The following is a 19,298-nucleotide window of genomic DNA, read 5'->3' as shown; positions in this document are numbered from 1 at the left end:
CAAGGTGCGCGTCGCCATGAGCAACGCCTTCGCCATGGGCGGTACGAACGCAGTTCTGGCATTCAGGCAGGTGTAGAAGCCATGCAAGACGCCTCATTTGAGGTCACCTGTCGTATCTAGCTGCTTGAGGGGCGGGGCATTGTGATACAGGGAGAGCTGTGGGGTCCCTCCTTCTCGGCCTCGACGATGTGGAAGGAGCCTGTGCGGCGAAACGGGCTAGACGCCCCCAGGCCCAGAACTTGGGCGAAACCAACTCCCACCAAAGGACAGCCGGTTTAGTAGCCGAACAATGAAACCTCGCTCGACGAGCCGCCGTCTCTACTGTCTCCGGCCTCACGCGGTTGAAGCGAACAGCGCAGCAGCTACTGTTCCGCACAACTCGGATGGCAATTGGGACAAGTCCGCACATGTCGTCACGTACGCTGAACGCCGCAGGTACAGCCAAACTGGGGCGGGGCGTTTCTGCCGTTTTGATAGAATTCTATCAAACTGACAATTTTCCTTGCATAAATGCAAGGAGAGCTCGGTTGACTCCCCTCCTTTCTTGTCAAGGATGAGTTTGCAGGCTGCGGTGCGGCAGAAGCCGGACAGAACAGCGACCGGTCGAGTAAAGGCCTGCGCAAACCGCATATTGCGAGCGCCCGCGCGGAGGAAGACGCTCGTCCTGGTGAAAGGCAACGATGCTCAGGCGCCATTGCCATTTGCCGAGGGCGTCCGCGCGCCGAAAATTTCGAAGCAACAAAGGTGAGATCGAGAATGATGATGACGAAATACAACACAGCTCACCGTCCAGTGCAGTTCTACCGGCGGGTGGCGGAGTGGGATGGGCTGCCAAATGGAACGTAAAAAGATCAGCAAGGAGATGCTTGGCGATAGTCAGGCGCTGCGCAAGCTGCGTGAGCACCTTGTCAAGGTGGCCAAGGCGAAGACTACGGTCCTGTTGCGAGGTGAATCCGGAACCGGTAAGGAGCTGGTTGCCAAAGCCATTCACGAGCTCTCGCCTCGCGCCAAGCAGCCCTTCATCAAGGTCAATTGCGCGGCGCTCACCGAGACGCTTCTGGAATCTGACTTGTTCGGTCATGAGAAGGGTGCCTTCACCGACGCGAGCAGTTTGCGCAAGGGGCGCTTTGAGGCTGCCGACAAAGGCACATTGTTTCTGGACGAGATTGGCGAAATATCAGGTTCGTTCCAGGCTAAGCTGCTGCGTGTCCTGCAGGAGCAGGAGTTTGAGCGCGTCGGCAGCAACCACACCATTAAAGTTGATGTTCGCGTGATTGCCGCAACGAACAGGGACTTGGAAACGGCAGTTCAACGCAAGGAGTTCCGGCAAGACCTCTATTATCGCATCAACGTCGTCACTTTACGCGTGCCGGCATTGCGCGAAAGGCGAGGTGATATTCCGCTCTTGGCCGCTCAGTTTCTCAAGAATTTCAATACTGAGAATGATCACACGCTGACCTTCGCTCCCGAAGCGATTGAGGTGCTAATGAACTGCGAATTTCCAGGCAACATCCGAGAGCTCGAAAACTGCGTTCAACGGACGGCAGTTCTGGCGACGGGTCCATCAATCCTCAGAACTGACTTTGCCTGTTACGCGGATCAGTGCTTGGCCGCGGCGCTGTGGAAGAACGGACCGCCGACGTCAGAGAAGTCGACTACGATCCAGCCTTCCGCCGCCTGTGCCGCCCCGCCCGTCGGCGACGGGCAAGCGCCGATAGGCCCTGCCACGAGTCGTGGTAGGGTGCCCGATGCCGATACGGTCATTGCTGCCATGGAAAAGTGTGGCTGGGTGCAGGCAAAGGCGGCGCGCCTGCTCGGTTTGACCCCGCGCCAGATCGGCTACGTGCTGAGAAAACGCGGTATCGAGATCAAGCGTCTCTGAAACAACCCGCCGAGCAAGAGCTGGAGCAGGTCAAGCATTGGTGCTCTGGCGAGCCCATCGGCCAGGCTTACGAAGTGGGTGTGAACAGCGCTGCCAAGATTCCGGCCGTGTGCTTTCTACCACGTAGTCATACTGGGGCTCTGCGACTGACAAACTAAAAAGGAGTAATCCTATGGCTAGTAACTTCGCTCTACACCGCAAGGCAAATCAATTCGACGTGCCTGGATCCAGAAATAATCGATGTATTATTGGTGACACGCCAGCATGCGTAGAGGCGACGCGCAGATCTCCGCTGGCGGGACCTGGTCGATACATTAGCTGATGGCTTACCGCTCGATATCACGCAATCTGAGATGGGCATGAAAGTGAGTTCGACCGCTGGACAGTTGCCGACCTCGTCAGGTATTGGCCCCTGCGACCGGTTGATCTGCGATATCCAAATTCGCGGAAGTTGGTCGAGACGAAACTGTCGCCCCGGCTCGTGACCGACCGCGCGCCCGGCAAGACCGAGTTACAAAGTTGCCGAGGCAGTTTGATGTGCGTTCCTGCATCACTGTACGGGACACGACCTGACGGGAGACTATGATGCGTAGCCAAAAAGAAAAGATGCTCGCAGGCGAGTTTTACAATGCGGCGGATCCGGAGATCCAAGCTGACCTGTTGGCCACCGGGGCTTGGCTCAAGCGGTACAATGATACGCTGGGGCAGACCACGGGGCATTGGCATGAGCTTTTGTCCGAGCGGCTGGGAGAGGTTGGGCGCGGAACGGTCATCCGTCCGCCCTTTTTTTGCGACTACGGATTCAATATCCGCATTGGAGCCAATGCCTACATCAACTTCAACTGCGTTATTCTTGACGTGGTAGAGGTCAAAATCGGGCAAGGAACGGCAATTGGGCCTGCTGTGCAGATTTATACCGCCGATCATCCACATGATGCCGAGCAGCGGCAGGCCGGCCTGCAGGTCGGGCGTCCTGTTCACATTGGCAGCCGTGTCTGGATCGGCGGTGGAGCAATCATTCTGCCTGGCGTCACGATTGGTGATAATGCAGTGGTAGGCGCTGGCTGCGTGGTCACACGAGATGTTCCCGCCGGGGCAAAGGTAGTGGGAATTCCTGCTCGCGTGGCCGACCCACATAAACAGGCATAATCAACCTCGTTGACCCTGGAGGTGCATGCGAACTGTCGAAACTGTGCCGAATTTTTGTCGAAGCCATTGAGCGCTGCATATGTTGTCGCGACTCGGGCGCTTCAGTTCTTTTGCCACGGGGGTCACAAGATCATGTGCGTAATGCCGCCGCAACGTGCTCACGTCCCGCAGCAGCGGACCCTTTCACATCGCCCAACGAATTCAGAGCCTACGTTGTGCTGCCACTAGCATTACTACTCACGAATGTATTCCCAACTGAGTTTTCGCCCTTGGAGGCAAGCAGCGACTCACCAGCAATCGCCGGCCATTAATCCTGGCTAGCATCGACCCCGACGAGGCGAGCCGCGGCGTTGCGGATCGGCATGTCGATGACCGTGATTGCGCCTTCGGCAAGGAAACGACGTTCGTTTCTGGTCAGCGTAGCCGAATCGATCACCGCAAAATGTGGGCCAGTGGAGCGCTTCATCAGCTGTCTGGCATATGTGCGCAGCATCTGATCGTTGAAGCGGCAGCCCACGAAGAAAAAACCCCGGTTGACGCGCCGTTGCTTCACCGCGTCCGGGATCGGCGTCTGGATATCAATTTCGGTTAGGACTTCGACGTAATCGGAATCAGCCACGAGGAAGTTTGCCGCCGGCCTGACGCTGCCGTGCGGCGCATAGAGCACCGTCCTAGCCACTTGTTCGGCCTCGAGTTCTGTTCCTGACAAATCGTAAGTTCTCGTCCAGATGTTACCGATTCCGGTCGCGCGCGTCGTTCCTTGTATCTCGACAACGTCTGTTTGGCCGGCCTCTGCAAGGGCTGCTCGCATGGCGCCATCGTACCAGCTGTCGATGATGACAGACAGTTGAAGGGTTGCGAGCCAGGCGTGAAGAACGGTCGGCTCGGCGGGGGCTGCGAATATCTCCGCCATCCACGCTTGGAGAGTCCGACGATGTCGGCGCTGCTCGATAAACTGCGCGACCGACCACATATTGGTGCGAATCCTGGAAGGGGCAGGCGCCCGCTTGTTGAGGGCCGCGGCGACATCTTCAGGGGTGCAAGGTACAGGTGATTCCGGTGGGTTAAGCTGCAGAAGACCAGGACCGAGATAGGGGATCACTCGATCGGCCTTGAGAGCGCCGTTCAGCAGGTCAATCAGTTTTTTGGCAAAACTGCCCCGGACGACGACGAGATGGTCCCAGCTCAGCATCGTGTTCATACGCGTTTCCTCTCCGCCACTGAACCCACCGGCATCAGGCCCCGTCGGAAATCTTCATCGCCTCGACGGTGATCGGCAAACGCGTGTCGCGCGGAAGGTCGGGCAGCATGAGCCGCCAACCGTTCCTGAGCGTCACGGTCCCGCCCCATAAGTCAGCGTTCTCAATCTCGGTGATCGGCTCTTCGAGATCCTTCTTGGGGACATAAGCCGACAAGCCAGTAGCGGTCCTGCGAATCATTACTTTCATCCGGCTGTTCCCCCGTTGGAAATGCCTTCAGCTCCGCAGGGAACCTCGACTTTGTCGAGGCTAATGAGTTCGCGCGCTCGCATGCCGACGACCGTGCCACGATCGATCCATTCGACCGCATAGATGAAGAATTGCTGGAGAAAGGTTCCAATGTCGCGCACGTAGCCTTCGTCGCCCTTCCGCACGAGGTTTTCGCCGATCTCCTTGCCGGGATAGGTGCCGTCGTTTTTTATGTGGCGTATCGCACGGACCCGCTCACCCTGCATGAACCGTGGCGGTCTGCCGATTTCGACCTCCTGTTCGCGTCTGGACCACATGCTGTCCATTCCTTTCTCGAGGCTTTTGTTGTGGTCGCGGGTTGCAGGCGTCGTCGTGCGGCGAACCCGACCGTTTCGGTAGGAATCAAGCGGGAACGCAGGTTTTCGGTACCGGACAGACCGACACGCATTGCTGCGTATCGAAGGCCTCCTTGCATTCGGTGCACTTGTTTGGATCGATCACATAGGCGTCGCCCTTGAACTTGATCGCTTCCGAAGGACATTCGAACTCGCAGGCCCCGCATTGGGTACATTGGGATGCGATGATCTTTAAAGCCATTCTAACTCCTGGTTATCGGACGAGACGGCTCAGGCCGTCGCCGCTAGTGGTCTGATCCCAAACTCTGCCGCGTAAAGTGCGCTGACTGCGGTCTCGATGTAGTCATGGCCATAGGCGTCGGTTACGCGCAGTCCAGCTCGCGAGAGTTGTTCCTTCGGGCGATTTCCGATCTTGGCGCATAGCACTATGTGTATGCCTTCGAGCGCTGCGATGACGCCCTCGAGGATGGCGTCTTCGCCCCCGCCTCCGAGGCAATACCGCTCGACCTTCCGATGCCCGACCAAGCTGATCCCTCTAGGCGAGACTTCATAAACCTGGAATTCCTTCGCGTGGCCGAAGTGTTCGTTGACCCGTCCACCTCCCTTAGTGGCCACCGCAACCAGAAGCGACTTTTCGGAGTCTGTTGCCTTGACCATACCGATGGCCTCGCTCCTCGCCGCCTCATGATCACGGCGCTCGTGTGCGACCACCTGCCGATAGGCCTGACGCTTGCCAGCATCGTAGGCGACATCGTCGGGAATCCCGTCCAGCGTGAATTCCTGGCCACGATCTTCACCGAGCAGGCCGACAGCATCTGCCCGGCACTGCCGGCAGTGGCGCATCAACTTGGCGCCACCTTCAAGTCGATCCTGAAGAGCCATCATCTCCATTGCCGTTGGGCCGCGCTGCCCGATGAGTCCGTAGTGGGTACCGTGCGCCGGGTCCGAAATCAGAGGCATCACGTTGTGCAGAAACGCGCCCCGCTCCCTGACCATTTTGTTCACCTCAAACAGGTGCTGGTCGTTCACTCCAGGAATCATCACCGAGTTGATTTTGGTGAGGATGCCGCGCGCGCTCAGCATCTCCAGGCCCAGCATCTGCCGCGCGTGCAAGATTCGAGCGGCTTCGATGCCGAAGTAGCGGCGATTTTCATAAAAGATCCATGGATAGATCTTCGCGCCGACTTCCGGGTCGACCATGTTGATGGTGACCGTCACGTGATCAACATTCATTTCGGCAAGCTCGGCGACATGGTCCGGCAGCACGAGCCCATTAGTGGAGACGCACAGCTTTATGTCGGGGATTTCCCTGATGACGCGGTCGAGCGTTGCCTTCGTTTTCTCCCAATCGTAACAGGCATCCCCCGGCCCAGCGATGCCAAGAACCGAAAGCTGCGGAACTTTGTTGGCAACGGCGATGACCTTGCGTAGCGCTTGGTCGGGCGTCAACTTCTCAGACACAACACCAGGCCGGCTCTCGTTGGCGCAATCGTATTTGCGATTGCAATAGTTGCACTGGACATTGCAAGCCGGCGCGACCGCCACATGCATACGCGCGAAATAATGATGCGCTTCCTCCGAAAAGCAGGGGTGATCCTTGATCCTTTCCCAAATAGCCGGATCCCCTTCGCCCGGGCTGGTCGGCGACGAGCCGTAGGAGGACGATGCGCAGCCACCGGATTTCGCGGCTGCCAGAAAACCCTCGGATGTCGTGCTAGTCGGCCCCTCAATCGAAACTGTCGGTGAGGACATCAAACGGCTCCGTTGCTGGTAACGTCGCGGTTCAAGGTGCAAGAGCCATACCAACTGAAAAAAGCGGCTTCAGTTCACTATTCGGGTCGATATCGCATTGTGTCAGGCCGGCGCGACACAATTTTGTCCTGCTTGCGACAGTGCAAGTCCAAATCCGTTCAGAAGCACGAAGCACTCCTTGTCGCGCACAGGGCGCGCAAGACCACTGGCCTGACGATTGGCTCATCAGGCTCTTAGAATTTCCTTCACCTCGATACTATGCCGGCGTATCGCCTAGCCGACTTGTCGCAGCTTGAGGCCGAGAATTCGAGCCGCATTAGCCTGAACCCAGCCGGCCTTCTCCATTGTGTCGATCAGCCGTCACGCTCCGTCCGCCGCGGTCTCAGCCCCCGTCCGGCCGTATCGTTAGAATCGCAAGTGGCTATCTCGTGTTCAGGGGGCGCCGATGCGCCGAACCGGCATCGTGCTGGCCCGTGAGAGCTCGTCGATGACATTGCCACGTTCCGAAAGATTGGTTCCTTCCAGAGGAGAACGCCAAGCACGCAGTTCTCCGGCTCGGACGTTGCCGGGGAAATAGCATTGCGAGATCAGCTCAACTGCCGACGGCGCAAAGCCATGGTTCTCCATATTTCAAGGGTAAGCGCTGTGTCCTTCCAGGAGGACCCGCGATCTGTGGGCCTGCCGATTCTGAGGTGGATCGGAGATCGGCTTGTGTCTGAACTTGAACTTACGATTGACCCTGAGCGGCAGCCTCGGCGTTTTCGAGGGTGATCAACGGCGCTGTTGGTCGGCGGCATTGGTCGATGGACGACAAGGCACGGAGTCATTCCGAGACCCTGGAGCCGACGCGGTGATCTCGGAGGTTGCCCGGCGCTACGGGCTGCGGCCGCGGCGGAACGCTCGCAAGCTTGCGACGTCGGCAGGACAGGCCACTCCCGCCTAGTGGTTTCGGTGGCGCCACCGGAACGACCCGTTGGGCCTATCCGTGCACCAGAGCTCAAGGCCACGGCCTGAGAATCGGCCGCCGCTCACCCTACTTGGTTCCTCAGCCGACTGCGCTAAGAAGGAGAGCAACTTCCGTCGGCGCGAGGATCATTGCGTCGTGGCCAGTGGCGAGTTCCTGCCACGCCCAGCCATCCTGCTTCGCGACCCATTCTCGCGCTCCCGCCATCGGCGGGTGGAGTGGATTAGTGCAGACGACATAGGTTCGGGGTCTGCCGTTGCCGAGCGGGTGCTCGAGCTTAAGTCCGCTTTCGTAGGTGCCTGCCGGATGCGGTGTTATCCGGCGCCGCACCCAGTCCGTGAGCGAGTGTCCCTCGGGAATGCCGAATGCTGTTGGCGGCGGAGTCGGCATGAAGATACCCCGTCCTTCCTCCGCAACCAATTTTCGACGGGCCGCGACGATGTCGGGGGGCATGGTGCTGAATACACTTTGACCGCTCTCGACGATGGCGCTGTCGAGATAAACGAGATGGCTGATATGGTCGGGTATCCGGTCGGCGGCGCCGGTGATGCTGATGCCGCCTAGACTGTGACCGACAAGGATCACATCGCTCAGCTCTTCCGTCACAATGTGGTTGACGATGTCGGTCACGAATGTGTCGGGCGTGATGTCCTTGCACAGCAAACGTGCGCGTTCGCCGACACCTGGTCGGCGTGGTCACGTGGCATCCCATCTTGCGAAGATTGGCAGCCACGTCCCGCCAACACCATCCGCCATGCCAGGCACCATGCACTAGCACATACGTCTTTGCCATGGGTTGTGCCGTTCCACTTGCTCACCGGCCGTTGTGGCTGCCATCCGGCACGATGGCCGGGCGTTGTCCCAAAGGGGCTCGACCACGTGACCGGTGGTAAGTCCGGCGCACAGGGCAGCGCCGTGGCCTGAGGACACCGCTAACGAGTCAAGGAAATTTGAATTGCGAAAGGCCAATATTCACTAGCTCTTTGCAAGTGGATGGAGAGGCTCATGGTGTGCCGCAGTTGCTCGCTGCCGGCATGCTCTTGGCACGGTCCCGGCTGATCATCCGAACTTGAACAGGACACCAAAGCCGCCGCGCGGATAGTTCCACTCGATGTCGCCGCCTTTCTCGCACAATATCCGGCAGGTGCCGCATTCCATGCAGCCGTCGGCGGTGATCTCGACTTGACCCTTGTCATTCAACTCATAGCATTTCGCCGGACAGACGTAGGTCAACGCAAGCAAGTTCGCGCTTGGCTTGTCGTGCGGTCGCACTATAATATGGGGGCGGCCGGAATCGACCAGATAGCGGTTCTGGTAAAGTTTGTCCTCGACACGAACCTTCGTCACTGCGATCGTCATCTTGTACCCTCTTCAGCGCCATGCCAATGCCAGGCGGACCGCGTCGCTGACCAACCCCCAGCGCGAGCGCGCGTTGATGAAGGCGGCCGTGGTGTTCTTTTCCTTCTCGATCTTCGGCGTGCCGTCGACACGCATGAAGTTCTGAGCGGCATGCGACATCAGCCGCGGATAGCTGTCAAAAAAGTTGCTGGAATTGGTGTGGAGCAAGGCTGGCATGTCCTTGTATTTCTTAAGATCCTTGATCACAAAGGAGTCATCCAGCATCGTCTTGTAGAGCGCAAGGTTCGCTTTGGTCATAGGACCGTTGCGGCTTTTGACTTTGATGATCGCCTCAGCCGCGACACGACCCGAGGTCATGGCAAGGTTCGAACCCTCACGGTGAATGGCATTGTTCAGTTGCGCTGCGTCGCCGACGATGACCCAACCGTCGCCGAAGAGCTGCGGAATGGCCTTGTAACCACCTTCGGGGATAAGATGGGCGGCATATTCTTTCACCTCCGAGCCAGCGATCAGCGGCCGGATCGAAGGATGGTTTTTCATCGCATCCAGGAGGGCGGACGGGCTCTCCATCGTCGCGGCGAAATCCGAGACCAGGCAGCCGATGCCGAGTGATATCGACTCCTTGTTGGTGTAAAGGAAGCCGAGCCCGGCCATGCTGCGAGAGATCGTGCCCACGGCCTCGATTACGCAGCCTTCATCGCCCTTGACCCCGAACCGCTGGCCAATGACCTCTTCGGGCAAGAAATGCATTTCCTTGACGGCAAGCGCCACGGTCTCCGGCTTCGGCATCTCGCGCAGGCCTGCGCGAGTGCCAAGCAATCCCGACACCCCTTCTGCGAGAACGACCACATTCGCGAAGACCACTCCGCCAGCCCGGTCTGTGCGGACGCCGATCACCTTGCCATTGCCATCACGGACGAGTTCCGTCGCGGTCGTCTCACACAGGACCGTCGCGCCAGCCTCGCGCACCTTGCGGGAAAACCATTTGTCGAACTGGGCGCGAATGATCGTGTAGCGGTTGGGTTTCGCCTCATTGAAGTCGTCCGACCGGTAATGAATTCCGGTGTGAGACGTGTCGTCCAACACCCAAAGTCGCTGTTCGACCAGGTGCCGCTCGAGGGGCGCATCATCCCGGAAGTCCGGGATGATCTTCTCCAGCATGTTCGCGTACATTATGGCACCCTGGACGTTCTTAGAGCCCGGATATTCCCCGCGCTCCAACTGCAGTACCTTCAGCCCCTGGCTTGCCAAAGTGTAAGCAGCTGCGTTTCCAGACATGCCGGCTCCGACCACTATGGCATCGAATTGTTCAATCATGTCCTCTCCCTCAACTCGCAAGCTTGTCTCGACTGTGCGGCGACAGCCGCCGGGTGAAGGCTTCCGTCAGTGCGGGCAGGAAGCGGATTGCATCCGTGACGATCCCGAGGTGGGCGAACTCGAAAATCGGCGCGTTCGGATCGGTGTTGATCGCGACGATGAGATCGGCCCCCTCGACCCCAACTCGGTGCTGGATGGCGCCGGAAATTCCGGCCGCGATGTAAAGCTTCGGTCGAATGGTCTTGCCAGTTTGTCCAATCTGTCGATCAGCCGGCATCCAGCCCTTCTGGACCAAGGGGCGCGAACAGCCATGCTCGGCGCCGATCGCTCGGGCAAGATTCTTCACAAGCTGAAGGTTCTCCGCCGCTCCGAGACCGAGGCCTCCCGCAACCACGACATCCGCATAGGCAAGATTTGCCATTGCCGACTGGTTATCCGGTAGGAAGCCGAGGACTTTGGTGACGATATCGTCCTCAACGAGCGACAGCTTGTGCCGCATGACACGCCCGACCGGCTTATCCACCCGTTGCGGCATAGGCATGACCCTTGGTCGCACCGTCGCCATTTGCGGCCGGTAATTTAGTGTATAGATCGTACACAACAATGAGCCACCAAAAGTCGGACGGGTCGCGGCGAGTGAACCGTCGGAATCTACATCAAGTTCGGTGCAGTCGGCCGTGAGCCCCGTCTGCAGGGTCGTCGCTACCGAGCCTGCAAGATCCCTGCCCAGTGTGGTCGCGCCGAGAAGGAGGATTTCGGGTTTATGGGTATTGACCAGATCCGTGAGCGCCTTGGCGAACGGCTCGTTCCGGTAGTCGGCGAGCGGCGGCGCATCGACGATGTAGACAAGATCCGCCCCGTAAGCGAAGGCCTCGGCAACAGCGTCCTCGACCATCTCGCCCGGCGGTCCCAGCACGACGCCCGCGAGCTGGACTTCAAGCTTGTCGGCCAATTTGCGGCCTTCGCCCAGCAGTTCGAATGATACAGGATGCACATTGCCGCGTTCGAGCTCGAGGAAGACCCACACGTGCCGGTAGTCTTTGAAATGGTCGGGAAGTTCTTTCTTTACACCGGCACGGCCGGGGGCAATGCGAGGGGTGGTTTGGCTTGCGGTCGACATTTTCTGCTCCTGGCCGTCACGTGCCGCTGTTGAAGGCCAGCTCATGTTCCAGCGCCGGCCGGCGGGTTAAGATATCGGCGATGAGTTCATCGGCTATGTCCTGCAAGCCCCTTTCCGCGGTGTCGATCTGCGCCGCCCTTTCTGCCCGTGCGGTGGGGGCGAAAACACGCTTGACGACTGTAGGCGAGCCACGCAGACCGCACCGGGTGAGATCGTCAATGCCGGCGTCGGCTGCAGTCCACTTCACGACTTGCCTGCGCGCCGCGCACAGAGCCTGCTGGAGCGAGCCCCGGCGGATTTCGTTGGTGTCTTCCAGCATGGTAATGAGGCAAGGGAGTCTGCTCTTCAGCAACTGGGTGCCGCCTTCGGCGCGACGCGCGACTTCGATCTCTCGCGTATCGAGATCGATGGAGGCAATCTTCGCGACATAGGTAAGTTGCGATAAATCTAGGCGCTTGGCTATGCCCGGTCCGACCTGGGCGGTATCGCCGTCAATCGTCTGCTTGCCGGTGAAGACGATGTCCGGCCTGCCGAAAGTCTCCCCAATTTTTGCGATTGCTTGCGAAAGAGCAAAGGAAGTCGCCAGCGTATCGGATCCGGCAAAATAGCGGTCCGTCAAGAGAACTGCTCGGTCAGCACCGTAACCGAGCGCCTTTCGCAGCGAGTCCTCCGCCATGGGCGGACCCATTGTGAGCACAGTAACCTCGCCACCATGAACGTCGCGCAGTTTGAGCGCTTCTTCGAGGGCGAACAGGTCGTAAGGATTGATGATGGTCGGAACACCCTGACGCATGATCGTGTTCGTCACCGGGTGCACGCGGATCTGTGCCGAATCCGGCACCTGCTTGATGCAGATTACGATATGCATTGGCGGTTTCTCTAAGCTCCCAGTCCGGATTCGTGCTTGGCGGTTCGCCTCATTGCCTGCATCGTTCATGCCAAGTCGTCTTCCTGCCTCTATTCCAGAAGGTGGCTTCGTTTGCTTCCGAGGAGGCGTCATGAGGACTGGATTTGTCGACTTCTCGACATTGTCGCGTCGCAGCCGTGTCGGGCTCATTACTTTCCGAACCGCTTCAGTGCAGAGTCGAGCGGGACGAAGGCGCGGCCAGGTGCGGGACATATGTTTGGATCGTGGTCCCTTAGCACCTTGAACACACGTTGCGTGAGCGGCGAGGAAGTCGCGAAATCTTCGTAGGCGCGTTCCAGCTTGGCGCGCACCCGCGCGGCGATTACCTGGTTAGGCAGACCGGAGAAATCTTCTTCGGCAAGGTATTGGCCCACGCGCTTCATGATATGGAGCCGCGAGACATTCATCACTTTCGGGTCGTAGGAGACGCCAAGGCAGGCGAAGAAGTCCTCCGCGGCCGACAGGCCCTTCAGTCGCGCTAGGATATCGGTGCGATCGATCGGGCGGCTATCAGCGGAGCAGTTCATTGTATTCTCCCGGCGCGTAATTGTGGTGTCGATGCATTGGTGACATTGCTGACGGCGTGCCGACCTCTGGCACGGCGGCTGGGCAAGAGACTTGGCGATCTCAAGCTTTTCTGAAGTGGTGAAGGCGACCCCGAGTTTGACTGCTCTCCATTGCGCAGGGTCGTCACGTTGAGGAAGACCTCACGGCTCGTCGGCTATTGTGCCGCTCGGACCCGGGCCGGAATGAAGCTGTTCTGCACCTCGCCCGCACAGTCCAGCACTGGGAACGGCCCGTAGCTTCTCGGTGATCGCAGGCAGGACCTCAAGCACGCGGTCTACGTCATCTTCGCCGTTGTCACGCGACAAGGAGAAGCGGACTGCCCCACATGCCGCGTTCATAGCGATCAGAACATGGCTCGGTTCCAGTGAGCCAGAGGCACAGGCGGACCCGGCGGAACAGGCGATTCCCAGCCGGCTCAGGACAATTGGAATTGCATCGCCTTCGATACCTTCGAATCCAATGTTTGCAGTGTTTGGCAATCGCTCTTGCGGATCGCCGTTGATGGATGTGTTTGGGATGCGCTGGATGATCCCGTTCTCAAGGCGGTCGCGCAACCATTTTATTCGTTTTGTCTCGTCCATGAATTTCAAGGCGAGTTCGGCCGCCATGCCCAGTCCGACTATGCCGGGTGTGTTTTCAGTGCCTGCACGCCGGTCGCGCTCTTGGTGCCCACCCTTGATCATGGAGGAGAAGCGCACGCCACGTCTTACATAAAGCGCGCCTATCCCCTTTGGACCATGCAGCTTGTGGGCGGAGAGCGACAGCATGTCGATCGCGGTCGATTTCAGCTCAATCGGAAGCCTTCCGACCGCCTGCACTGCATCAGTGTGGAAAAGCGCGCCGACTTCCCTGGCTAGATCGGCAAGCTTAACCACGGGAAAGATCGTACCGGTCTCATTGTTCGCCCACATTATCGAGACGATTGCCACTTGTGGAGTGAGAGCGGTTCTGTAGGCGTCCAGGTCGAGCCGGCCGTGGTGATCGACTGGGATAATGTGCACCTTGACGCCGCGCGTCTTTTCAAGGTGCGCGCACAACTTCAGAACGGCCGGATGTTCAACCGCGGAAGTCACTATTTCCGTTCGGTCGGGCATCACCTCCAGCGCCGAAAGGATGGCTGTACTGTCGCTTTCAGTCCCGCCCGAGGTGAAGATGATCTCGTCCTCGAATCCCGCGCCGATGAGGGCTTGCAACTGTTGCCTCGCCTTTCTCACGGCTTCAGCAACCGATGCGCCATAGGCGTGCATGGACGAATGATTGCCAAATTGCTCCGTAAAGAAAGGCAACATCGCTCCAACGACTGCAGGATCAACCCGCGTCGTTGCGTTGTTGTCGAGATAGACAGGGTTCATGGGAGTGATCCTTCAACTGCTGAAATGATTCAAGGGTAGGCGGGCCATTGAACCTCTGGCGCATATCGTATCTGGTAAGGTGGGCGGCCGGGCGAGCGATGGCTTGGCTGACCGGTCGCTGTCGACATTGCCCTTTGGTGGCGGCATCTGCCGGGAATTCAGCTGTTTCGGGCAATTTTGTTTGCTTGCCCACGGCAACGATCGATGATCGCGATTTGGCGCATCACCGAACGCAATTGTTCCGGGCCGACAGTGCGTGTCGGCCGGTTCCAGAGCGCCGGCGGTGCCGGTTCGACGCAGTATTCCTTGGCGTCGCTATAGTCGAACATAGCCTGTTCCCTCGCAATCATTTGCAGGACTTGCCGCAGCCGCACGTCTCACGCGCATTGGGGTTATCGAAAACAAAGCCGGATGTTTCGAGCCCAGTGACGAAGTCCACGGTCATGCCGGCTGCATGGGGTTGGGAGCCTCTATCCATGAACACCTTGAGCCCATCTCGCTCGATGATCGCATCGCCCTCACGTGAGACGCTCTCCAGGCCCATTGAGTATTGGAAGCCGGCGCAGCCGCCGGCATGGACCATGATGCGAAATCCTTCCGCCGGCTCGCTGGCGCGGTAAAGAGCGGCCTTGATGGCGGCAACAGCGTTGTCGGTGAGCGTAATCATGGCTCGATTTCTCCTCGGTCCGACGTTTTCGCGGATCATCTCGCATGGACCGTGCCAAAGGGAAGACGTGTCAAAAACCGTAGGACATCCCGACGTCTCTTATGCTCGATTGCTGGGGAGACGTCCGACAACCGACACTTACTGTCGGATTTGTCGCGTCCGCGTCACAGGAAGGGCGCCTGAGTTCGCGATGCACTCACGCGTAAAGCAATGAACAGAGCCAAAGATGTTCAGAGCTTGCCGCGGAGCAACTGGCACGATTTTTGTGAAGCCTTCGTTGCGGCGGCAAAATTGCCGGCCGATTCACCTTTGGGTTGCCCTCGCAATCGAAGAACGAAGGAGAGCAATATGATCCATCAGACCCGCCTTGAGTGGGAAAGCAGCACCGCCGGTGGTACCCGAATGCTCGATCGGCCGATTGGCGCCGACCACCCAACAATCGCTCTCTACCGGCGATTGGCCGCTGACCGCCCGGAGACAGGATTCGACTGGCATGTGCCTGACGATCGATCGCGTCCGCCGTGCACACCCCTGAGGCCCGTTTTTCGATCGATCGTCAAAAGAAGAACGGGGCAGGGGTAAAAACATGGATCAGCGCAAGAAGCGGTCGCCCAACGAAATCCGGCGTGCGTGGGAAGTCTGTCCGAACATTCCCGCGCGTGATTTCGCAGCCCAATTGGCCATTTCGGAAGCGGAACTGGTCGCGGCCCATTGCGGTTTCGGCGCGGCACGCATCGACCCGCGCGTCAATCACGTTCTGACGGGCCTCGAATTCGTGGGCGAAGTGACGGCGCTGACCCGCAATCAAGGTGCCGTGCACGAAAAGATTGGCGTCTTCAACAGAGTGATAACCGGCAACAATCACGCCATGGTCCTTGGTGACGAATTCGACCTTCGCGTCTTCCCGCAAGCTTGGAGGTATGGTTTCGCTGTTGAAAGGCGCCATCGCGGCGGAATCCAGCGCAGTTTGCAATTCTTCGACGCCACCGGCGCAGCAGTGCATAAGGTGCATCTCAGGCCGGTCTCCAACCTTCATGCCTATCGAAAGCTGGTGGCCGAGCTCGTATCCGCCAACCAGGAGCCGACCATGTCGCTTAAGGCGAGAGTAGCCGACCTGGGCGCGAGGACTGCGGACTGGGCCGGCACGGTGGACGACCTACGCGAGCACTGGAGCCGGCTGACTGACGTCAACCTTCTAAAGACGCTCAAGCTCAGCCGCTGCCAGGCTTTGCGCATGGTCGGCCAGGATTACGCTTGGCTGCTCGACAATGCCGCAGTTGGCGCCGTGCTCCAGCGTGCGGCCGAAGACGAATTGCCGATCATGTGCTTCGTCGGCAACCGAGGTTCTATCCAGACCCATTCCGGCTTAATCAAGTCGGTCAAGCAGATCGGGCCGTGCATCCATGTGCTGGACGAAACGTTCCGGCTGCATCTCAGGACCCACCAAATCCGTGAGGTTTGGGCCGTGCGCAAGCCGACCAATGACAGTCACGTCACCTCGCTCGAAGCATATGGGTCCGACGGCAAGATCATCATCCAGTTGTTCGGTGCGCGCAAGGAAGGCGAACGCGAGCGCGACGACTGGCGGGTTCTGGCGGAAAACCTGCCTCGTTTCCCCGACAGCTACATGAGAAAAGACCGATCGTCGTCGGTGGGACGCCGGCGCCCATCTGCCTCCGCAGCCAGTAGCCGGGCATTGAAGCCGAGACCGGGGACACGATGACGCAATAAGCGCGCTGTATTATCGCAACGCGATGAGCAGGAAGCAATTTGGCGCTGCCCCATCGACCGCATGGTTACGACGAAGCCGCGGCCTTTGGGCCGAGCTCAGAGGTGGCAATAGCGTGAACGCCGCCGACCGTCACTCCCCACCAGGCGGTCAGGTTTTGCGGTTCGGGCCGAGCAAAAATACTGTCAAGACAGCGAGGAACGTGGCAACCGCGCTGTAGACAAAGACACTGGCAATACCCGTGTGATCCACCAATAGGCCACCGAAAGTTGTGCCGGCTGCGATGGCCACTTGGAAGGTTATGACCATCAGTACACCAGCGCTCTCGGCCTGTTTCGGAGCGGCGCGTAGCACCATCCATGTCTGCAATCCGACCGGGACCGCGCCAAAAGCAAAGCCCCATACGGCAACTGCAATTGCCGAGGTCAAGGCCGATGCTCCCATAGTCAGGAGCGAGACAGCGGCTACGGCAATGAGCAGGGGCGGCAGGGCCGCGACCGCCTTGAGACTGTGTTTGGTGAGGAATGCGCCGGCTAAATTGCCGAAGACGCCGGCCGTGCCAAAAGCAAGGAACACGAGCGGGATTGACTTCTTTTCGAGCGCAGGAACGCTCTCGAGAAAGGCGCGGATGTAGGCGAAGCTGGCAAAATGGCCGGAAGCGACCAATAGCACGACTAGCACCGCAACCTTCATCGCCGGATTCTTCGCGACATCCAGCGGACTGCGGAATCTGCGCACTTCGATCGGAGGCAGTGGCGGAATGGTTACGAGTTGCACGAGCAGCGCAACGGCACTCACGATTGCGGCGACCTTGAACGAGGCTCGCCATCCCCAAATGTCACCGACATAAGCGCCGATTGGAGCCGCGCAGACGGAGGCGACAGAAACGCCGGTGAGGATGATCGACATGGCGCGCGGCATGAGGTGACTTGGAACCAGCCGCATCGCCAACGCTGCCGAAATAGACCAAAAACCACCAAGCGATATGCCAAGGACGACGCGTGCCGCCAGCAAAACCGGCAGCGACCCCGCAACCTCTGCCAGAACGTTCGACAGGATCAGCAGGAGCGTCATCGCCCAGATGACGACCCTGCGGTCCAGACGCTTTGTCACGATGGCGATTATCGGTGCCGAGATCGCCGCGACGATTGCGGTCGCTGTTAGCGCCTGTCCAGCCGTGCCCGTGGTGATACGGAGATCATGCGCGAGCGGTGTCAGAACGCTGGCGGGCAGAAACTCTGCCGTCACAAGCCCGAAGGTGCCGAAGGAAAGCGAAATGATGGCACCCCATGCAGGGCCAGAACGTTGATAGGGACTTTCTGGGTCAAGCCGATCTCGGTCGAACAAAGCCGCGTCCACTAAATCTGTCGCCGATTCGGTCATGAATGAGTTCTCCGGCTAGGAGCTGTTGCAGCAGGGGTGGCTACATCGCCGGGGATCAAAGCCGCGAGACCTTCCGGCGGCGGCCAGTCGGCATCAGTCGAGGCCTCGGCGCCCGACGCATCCGAGGCCTCATCGGAGGGCCGACGGACCCAACCGTCGACAATGCGGGAGAGTTCTCGGCGCGGTCGCATCGATCGCATTCGTCGAAGTGCGGTCTGTTCACTGCGAACCAAGCAAGCCGAACGCGGTGTCCTCGATCGAGGCCTTGATGGGGGGATGATCGACGATCTCTATATTGCTTTGAAGCAGGAAGTTCCGTCGCCATATGTGGTTATCCTGGCAGCCAGAATTGAGCGGTTGTCGCAAGCACCAAGGCGGTCGCAATGAGTGCAACGAGGCGGAAGTCTGATCGATGGCTGCGGTTCGATGGCCGCGCGATCGACAAAATTGAGGTGATGAGTTATCCCTTTTGAAGCCGTTGCTCCCAATTCTGGGATAAGGTAATTGCAGGCGGTCCCAGCAACGTCGGGCGGCCTTTTTGGTGATCGAATTCATGGGACGACACTCTCGGTCCGTGACGCATCTGCGAATGACTCCGCAAGTTCCGTGCCATCAACGACAAATCTGGCTCTGCTGAGCGGGTGGTGGAGGCACGAGCGTGGGCTATCCCAAGAGCTTGCCGCAAGGTTGTTCGAAGTTGAGGTGCCGGATAGACCGCAAATATGTCGGGCGGCCTGGGGTTGGCCAACACGAAGATGCGCAAGTTCAAAAGGACGAGCTGAACCCTTGCCGATATCCATCCGAGGCTGATCTGGAGAAGGTCAAGAACTGCGTCTTGAAGGCTTCCGCCGCACCGGCAAATGCTAAGCCAAGGTGCTGGGCAAGATGGACAGGGCCATCCAACCCGTCGACTGGACGCTCATTAATGGCGTCGGTGTGGCTCTGTAGCTGGCGAGAAAAACGCCCTGCTGAAAGACAAAAGCTCGTGTGGCCGGCTCTGAAGGACGGCCAGTGAGGCAGGCGAGGAGAGGCTATAGCCCATTCGTGTAGACTGATCTTGTCCCACGGAGGCGGCTAACCACCCCGCCAGACATCATCGAGGGGAGCGCCACTAGGCTTACCCCAAGTGTTGGTCATTTCCACCTGGGTGACCTCGGCCAAGTCACCAAGCCGCTTAGAGCAAGCTTTCGAACTGGATGCTCCCCGGGCACATGATCGGCTAGCTGTGAGCTTTCGGGAGGTTGTCCATTCGGACCGGACCGAGGAGACTGGAGTTACCACGCTTCAGCATCCATCGGAGGATCCGAATGAACATCCATAAGAATGCCCGTCTCACACCGCTGCGT

Annotated in this window: 17 protein-coding genes and 2 pseudogenes; 3 read left to right on the top strand and 16 right to left on the bottom strand. The window is 59.0% G+C overall.

Annotated elements, in window-relative coordinates:
• Positions 1-838: 838 nt before the first annotated feature.
• Both nifA and EN818_RS18810 read left to right on the top strand, forming a co-directional pair.
• Positions 839-1,882, top strand: a pseudogene (gene nifA / locus EN818_RS18815) (nif-specific transcriptional activator NifA); the annotation flags it as partial.
• 582 nt (positions 1,883-2,464) lie between these two features.
• Positions 2,465-3,031, top strand: coding sequence for a sugar O-acetyltransferase (locus EN818_RS18810; RefSeq protein WP_024505228.1), 567 nt, complete (start codon positions 2,465-2,467; stop codon positions 3,029-3,031).
• Between the two features lie 307 nt (positions 3,032-3,338).
• Here EN818_RS18810 and EN818_RS18805 read toward each other — a convergent pair whose 3' ends face one another.
• The 15 genes from EN818_RS18805 to EN818_RS18740 form a co-directional block, all read right to left on the bottom strand.
• Complete coding sequence (locus tag EN818_RS18805; RefSeq protein ID WP_024505229.1) at positions 3,339-4,232, bottom strand: SIR2 family protein; 894 nt, start codon at positions 4,230-4,232, stop codon at positions 3,339-3,341.
• A 34-nt stretch (positions 4,233-4,266) separates the two neighbouring features.
• Positions 4,267-4,479 carry a putative nitrogen fixation protein NifT gene (gene nifT, locus EN818_RS18800; RefSeq protein WP_024505230.1) on the bottom strand — a complete coding sequence of 71 codons (213 nt, stop codon included), beginning with the start codon at positions 4,477-4,479 and terminating at the stop codon, positions 4,267-4,269.
• The gene (locus EN818_RS18795) at positions 4,476-4,796 is read right to left on the bottom strand and encodes a nitrogen fixation protein NifZ (protein WP_024505231.1); all 321 of its coding nucleotides are present in this window, start codon (positions 4,794-4,796) and stop codon (positions 4,476-4,478) included. Before EN818_RS18795 ends, nifT begins: the two co-directional genes overlap by 4 nt.
• Before the next feature lie 85 nt (positions 4,797-4,881).
• On the bottom strand, positions 4,882-5,076 hold the full coding sequence (locus EN818_RS18790) for a 4Fe-4S binding protein (protein ID WP_024505232.1): 195 nt from the start codon (positions 5,074-5,076) through the stop codon (positions 4,882-4,884).
• A gap of 29 nt (positions 5,077-5,105) precedes the next feature.
• Positions 5,106-6,587 carry a nitrogenase cofactor biosynthesis protein NifB gene (gene nifB / locus EN818_RS18785; RefSeq protein ID WP_024505233.1) on the bottom strand — a complete coding sequence of 494 codons (1,482 nt, stop codon included), beginning with the start codon at positions 6,585-6,587 and terminating at the stop codon, positions 5,106-5,108.
• Positions 6,588-6,860: 273 nt separating this feature from the next.
• Positions 6,861-6,932, bottom strand: coding sequence for a helix-turn-helix domain-containing protein (locus EN818_RS33255; RefSeq protein ID WP_245467364.1), 72 nt, complete (start codon positions 6,930-6,932; stop codon positions 6,861-6,863).
• A 700-nt stretch (positions 6,933-7,632) separates the two neighbouring features.
• On the bottom strand, positions 7,633-8,214 hold the full coding sequence (locus EN818_RS18775; RefSeq protein WP_287152319.1) for an alpha/beta fold hydrolase: 582 nt from the start codon (positions 8,212-8,214) through the stop codon (positions 7,633-7,635).
• Between the two features lie 396 nt (positions 8,215-8,610).
• Positions 8,611-8,910, bottom strand: coding sequence for a ferredoxin family protein (locus EN818_RS18770; protein WP_024505235.1), 300 nt, complete (start codon positions 8,908-8,910; stop codon positions 8,611-8,613).
• Between the two features lie 12 nt (positions 8,911-8,922).
• Complete coding sequence (locus tag EN818_RS18765) at positions 8,923-10,227, bottom strand: FAD-binding protein (RefSeq protein ID WP_126080604.1); 1,305 nt, start codon at positions 10,225-10,227, stop codon at positions 8,923-8,925.
• A 10-nt stretch (positions 10,228-10,237) separates the two neighbouring features.
• A complete protein-coding gene (locus tag EN818_RS18760) occupies positions 10,238-11,347 on the bottom strand; it encodes an electron transfer flavoprotein subunit alpha/FixB family protein (protein ID WP_126063815.1) in 1,110 nt (369 codons plus the stop codon).
• Positions 11,348-11,363: 16 nt separating this feature from the next.
• Positions 11,364-12,215, bottom strand: a complete 852-nt coding sequence (locus tag EN818_RS18755; RefSeq protein ID WP_126063816.1) for an electron transfer flavoprotein subunit beta/FixA family protein — start codon at positions 12,213-12,215, stop codon at positions 11,364-11,366.
• A gap of 188 nt (positions 12,216-12,403) precedes the next feature.
• A complete protein-coding gene (gene nifW, locus EN818_RS18750) occupies positions 12,404-12,781 on the bottom strand; it encodes a nitrogenase stabilizing/protective protein NifW (RefSeq protein WP_024505239.1) in 378 nt (125 codons plus the stop codon).
• A gap of 180 nt (positions 12,782-12,961) precedes the next feature.
• A complete protein-coding gene (nifS, locus tag EN818_RS18745) occupies positions 12,962-14,173 on the bottom strand; it encodes a cysteine desulfurase NifS (RefSeq protein WP_126063817.1) in 1,212 nt (403 codons plus the stop codon).
• 158 nt (positions 14,174-14,331) lie between these two features.
• On the bottom strand, positions 14,332-14,502 hold the full coding sequence (locus tag EN818_RS32735; protein WP_165349961.1) for a hypothetical protein: 171 nt from the start codon (positions 14,500-14,502) through the stop codon (positions 14,332-14,334).
• Positions 14,503-14,519: 17 nt separating this feature from the next.
• Positions 14,520-14,840 (bottom strand): iron-sulfur cluster assembly accessory protein, encoded by a 321-nt coding sequence (locus EN818_RS18740; RefSeq protein ID WP_029356570.1) that lies wholly within the window; start codon positions 14,838-14,840, stop codon positions 14,520-14,522.
• A gap of 586 nt (positions 14,841-15,426) precedes the next feature.
• Between EN818_RS18740 and EN818_RS18735 the strand changes: the two are divergent.
• Positions 15,427-16,458: pseudogene (locus tag EN818_RS18735) on the top strand (ChuX/HutX family heme-like substrate-binding protein); the annotation flags it as partial.
• A gap of 261 nt (positions 16,459-16,719) precedes the next feature.
• Here EN818_RS18735 and EN818_RS18730 read toward each other — a convergent pair.
• A complete protein-coding gene (locus EN818_RS18730) occupies positions 16,720-17,952 on the bottom strand; it encodes an MFS transporter (RefSeq protein WP_126063819.1) in 1,233 nt (410 codons plus the stop codon).
• Positions 17,953-19,298: the final 1,346 nt, after the last annotated feature.

This window comes from Mesorhizobium sp. M3A.F.Ca.ET.175.01.1.1 (genome assembly GCF_004791945.1).
Taxonomy (GTDB): domain Bacteria; phylum Pseudomonadota; class Alphaproteobacteria; order Rhizobiales; family Rhizobiaceae; genus Mesorhizobium.
Note: the sequence above shows the minus strand (reverse complement) of the source record. Positions and strands in the feature narration are given on the sequence as shown.